3 protein-coding genes are annotated in these 4,346 nt (G+C 72.7%); all 3 read left to right on the top strand.

Features of this window, described 5'->3' with window-relative positions; genetic code table 11:
• Positions 1 to 365: 365 nt before the first annotated feature.
• Positions 366 to 3,395 carry a sensor histidine kinase gene (locus tag HCN52_RS22305; RefSeq protein WP_312876839.1) on the top strand — a complete coding sequence of 1,010 codons (3,030 nt, stop codon included), beginning with the start codon at positions 366 to 368 and terminating at the stop codon, positions 3,393 to 3,395.
• A 10-nt stretch (positions 3,396 to 3,405) separates the two neighbouring features.
• Entirely contained in the window at positions 3,406 to 3,819 is a 414-nt protein-coding gene (locus HCN52_RS22300) for a roadblock/LC7 domain-containing protein (protein ID WP_167974485.1), read from the top strand.
• 103 nt (positions 3,820 to 3,922) lie between these two features.
• Positions 3,923 to 4,346: DUF742 domain-containing protein (locus HCN52_RS26275; protein WP_168090235.1), on the top strand; the 424-nt coding region annotated here is incomplete at its 3' end.

Genomic DNA, 4,346 nt, shown 5'->3' with positions numbered 1-4,346 from the left:
CGGCCGCCCCGTGCGGCGCGGCGCGGCCGCCGCACCCCACCCGGCCCGCCCCTCGCCGCACGCCCCGCCCGGCGAGTGCCCGAGTCGTGTGGCCTTCCCCACGGACCATCGCCCCGTCCGCATAACGGTTCGGCGTGATTACGGCCGCGGTTCACCACGGTGGGTGCCCGTCCGCCTTCGTTCCGACGGGTGATCAATGCGATTTCTCCGGGGATCGTGCGCTATGGCGGACTTCCGGAAGCCCAAGGGTGTGAAACAGCAGCGATGCGGGGGCATTGGCCGACCCCGCCCACGCGTGCTGAAATCCCCCTGAAACCCGCAAACAACGACGGCCGGGCACCGGCCGGGGCCGAGAGGTGAGGCGAGTGGCGAGCAGGAGTCGGGCGACGACCCCGGGCGGCGCTGTGCCGCCACGGGAAGGGCGCGAGGGGCGGGAAGGGCGCAACGCCGCGTGGCCGATCCACGGTGACCGCGTCGCGGAAGGCGACCCCCTGCCCCTGGGCGGTCGGTTCACTCCCCGCAACTGGCGCGTCGCACCCCGGCTCTACGCCATCCTGCTGATCCCCGTTCTCGTCGCGCTCGTCCTCGGGGGCCTTCGCGTGCACACGCACTACGACACCTGGCAGGAGGCCGATCGCGCCGAGCGCGTCGCCGAGCTGGTCCGCGCCTCCACTGCCTACGCCAACGCCCTGCTCGACGAACGGGACCTCACCGCCGGACCGCTCCTCGCCAGCGACCGCGACGACCCGGCAGTGGAGCGCGTGCGTGCCCACGCCGACCGTACCCGCGCCGAATTCGAGGCACGGCTCGCGAGCGCCCCTTCGGACGAGCGCATCGCCCGGCGTGCGGCCGCGGTGGAGGAGGCAGCCGCCGGCCTGGAGGACCTGCGGTCGACGGCGTGGACCGCTGACGGCGTCGGCGCGGAGACCGAGATGGGCTACGTCGCGGTCCAGCACCCGGTGATGTCCTTCGCCAACGAGCTCGGCCTCGGCTCCGACGACCTCGCCTCCTACGGCCGGTCGGTGTACGCGATCTCGCTCGCGCAGGCCGCCGCCTCGCTCCAGCGGGCGCTGGGCACCCATCTTCTGGTGGGGGAGCAGGGGGCCGAGGGCCGGTCCGAGCTCCAGGTCGCCCTCAGTTCCTACCGCCACCTCGAACGCATCGCCCGCAACGAGTTCGTCTCCGCGGCGCGTCCGGAGGACATCACCCGTCTGGACCGCGCCCTGGCCTCCCCGGGCGGTGACGACGACCCGGTGGAGACCATGGCCGCCTCCCTCGCCGAGCCGGGTACGGACGGGGCCGACCTCGCCGACGCCGGCGTGACTTTGAGCGCGTGGTCCGAGGCGGTGACCGTGCGGTTCGACGCCTACCGCGACGTGGAACGGGAACTCGTCGAGGACGCGGTGCACGAAGCGCGGACCGTCGCTGCAGCCGCCCGTACCGACATGATCACCAACTCCGCCCTGGTGCTCGCCGCGCTGCTGGCCGCCTTCGTCGTCGCCGGGCTCATGGCGCGTGTGATGAGCCGGGACATGACTCGGTTGCGCGATGCGGCGCTGGAGGTCGCGGAACACCGTCTCCCCGGTCTGGTGTCGCAGCTCTCCCAGGCGGACCCCGGCCGCGTCGACACCCGGGTCACCCCGATCCGGGTCAGCGGGCGGGACGAGATCGGCGAGGTGTCGCGCGCCTTCGACCACGTCCACCGCGAGGCGGTCCGGCTCGCCTCCGAACAGGCGTTGCTGCGCGGCAACGTCAATGCAGTCTTCACCAACCTCGCGGGGCGCAACCAGGGACTCGTGGAGCGTCAACTCGAACTCATCAGCGACCTCGAGGGGCACGAGGCCGATCCCGAGCAGTTGGAGCACCTCTTCCGGCTGGACCACCTCGCCACCCGCATGCGTCGCAACGGCGACAACCTCCTCGTCCTCGCCGGCCGTGAACCGGACCGGAGCTGGAGCCGGCCCGTGCCGCTGGTGGACGTGGTGCGCGCCGCGGCGTCCGAGGTCGAGCACTACGACCGCATCGACATCGTCGGTGCCCCGCCGGGCGACATCCACGGCGCGGTCGTCACCGACCTCGTCCACCTGCTGGCGGAGCTGCTGGAGAACGCGACGTCGTTCTCCTCCCCGCACACCAGGGTCCGCGTCACCGCGACCCGGCTTCCCGACGGGCGGGTCATGGTGGAGATCCACGACCGCGGCGTCGGGCTGCCCGCCGAGGACTTCGCCCTGATCAACCACCGCCTCGCCGAACCGCCCGCAGCCGACCTCGACGTGTCGCGCCGCATGGGGCTGTTCGTCGTCGGCCGCCTGGCGCTCCGGCACGGCATACGCGTGCAGCTGCGCCCGTCCGGTGAGCAGGTCGGGACCACCTGCCTGGTGATGTTGCCCGAGACCATCACCCACGGGGGCCACGGCCCCGGAGACGCCGAACCGCCGGAGCGTTTCACTGTCCCTCGGGTCGTGGCCGACCGCCTGGTCCCGAGCCCGGACGCCCCGCAGCGCACCGCGGCCGAACTCGGCTTCGACGACGCCCGGTACGGGGGCGCCCCGGCGGCCGACCACGTGGGCAGGTCGCTTCGCCGCGGGGAACGCCGCATCGCCGTCGACGCCCCCGACGGCCTGTCGGACGGCGCCGGAAGGGGGCCGACGCCCGAGGCCGCCCGCCCCGCGCCCCATGGGGAGAGCGACGGCCACCGGTGGCACGGGGCGCCCCATGGGGCGCCCCATGGGGCGACGCACCACCCCGTCGGCACGGCCGGTCCCACCGCCCCCCAGGGCACCTATTCCGGCCAGGAATACGGCACGGACACTCTCGGCACACACCCCCCTCACGCCCCCGCCACCCACCGGAGTGCGGCCGCGCGGCACCGCCGCGACACCACCGCGGCCGCCCCGGGCACCACCCCCGACCGGCGGCCGGAGGGGGAGGATGCGTACCCTGCGACTCCCACTGGCGCCCCGCACCGCGTAGGCTTTCCCGGTGCGGAACTCGTGCCGGAGGGTCAAAACCCCACCACCGGCGCTGGGTTGCCCCGCCGCGAACCCCGCCGTCGTCCCGACGACGGGGGCCCGTGGCAGGGACAGCAGGGACCGGGGCAGCCCCCGGGTCAGGCGCCGCAGGGCCGGCAGTGGGACCGCGGCCCGCGCCGCGAGGCGCAGCCCGTCGACACCACTGAATCAGGTCTCCCCAGGCGGGTACCGAAAGCCAACCTGGTGGAGCACACCCGGTCCGAACCGTCGGCGGGCGGTCGGCAGGTATCCCGGGCGCCCGAGGACGTCCGGGGCCGCCTCACCGACCTCCATCGCGGGGTAAGGCAGGGACGCGGTGCCGGCAGGGACCGTGCGGAGAACGACGACGAGGGCTTCGGCCCCGTAAGCGATCAGGAGCGTTAATGTGAGCCCGATGAGTCAGGCGGCGCAGAACCTGAACTGGTTGATCACCAGCTTCGTGGAGAGCACCCCCGGGGTGTCGCACACGGTGGTGGTCTCGGCCGACGGTCTGCTGCTGGCGATGTCCGAGGGTTTCCCGCGCGACCGTGCCGACCAGTTGGCGGCGGTGGCCTCCGGTCTCACCTCGCTGACGGCCGGTGCCTCCCGGATCTTCGAGGGCGGCCCGGTGAACCAGACGGTGGTGGAGATGGAGCGCGGCTTCCTCTTCATCATGTCGGTCTCCGACGGCTCCTCCCTCGCGGTGCTGGCGCACCCGGAGGCCGACATCGGCCTCGTGGGGTACGAGATGGCGCTCCTCGTCGACCGGGCGGGAGCCGTCCTCACCCCCGACCTTCGCGCCGAACTCCAGGGGAGTCTGCTCAACTAGGAGACAACCGTGCGGATTGACCGCCCTCGCCATAAGGTGCGATAACACTTGACGGCGAGTGCGGTAACGGCCACATCGACGGCATCAGGAGGAGGAGAGAGACGTGACGACGCCCCCGACCGGATCTTCCGGAGGCGACCACCCCGACCGGACCCAGGACGGACGGACCGGACACTTCGACTTCCCTTCGGCGGCCGCAGGCTCACGCTCGGGCAACGGGCACGGGAGCCCGCCGCGCACCGAGCCCCGGCAGCCGCTGGTGCGTCCGTATGCGATGACCGGTGGCCGGACCAGGCCCCGGTACCAGTTGGCCATCGAGGCGTTGGTCAGTACCAGCGTCGAACCTGCCCGGCTCCACGGCCAGCTGCCCGAACACCAGCGGATCTGCCAGCTGTGCTACGAGATGAAGTCGGTTGCCGAGGTCTCGGCGTTGTTGGCGATGCCGTTGGGTGTGGCTCGGATTCTGGTCGCCGATCTGGCGGAGGCCGGGCTTGTCGCTATTCATCAGCCTGGTCATGAGGGTGAGC

It is taken from the genome of Streptomyces bohaiensis, assembly GCF_012033785.1.
Taxonomy (GTDB): domain Bacteria; phylum Actinomycetota; class Actinomycetes; order Streptomycetales; family Streptomycetaceae; genus Streptomyces; species Streptomyces bohaiensis.
Note: the sequence above shows the minus strand (reverse complement) of the source record. Positions and strands in the feature narration are given on the sequence as shown.

What these genes read in the sequence shown, in the direction of transcription:
- HCN52_RS22300 (WP_167974485.1), top strand. Translation starts at nt 3,406, where the DNA reads ATGAGTCAGGCGGCGCAGAACCTGAACTGGTTGATCACCAGCTTCGTG.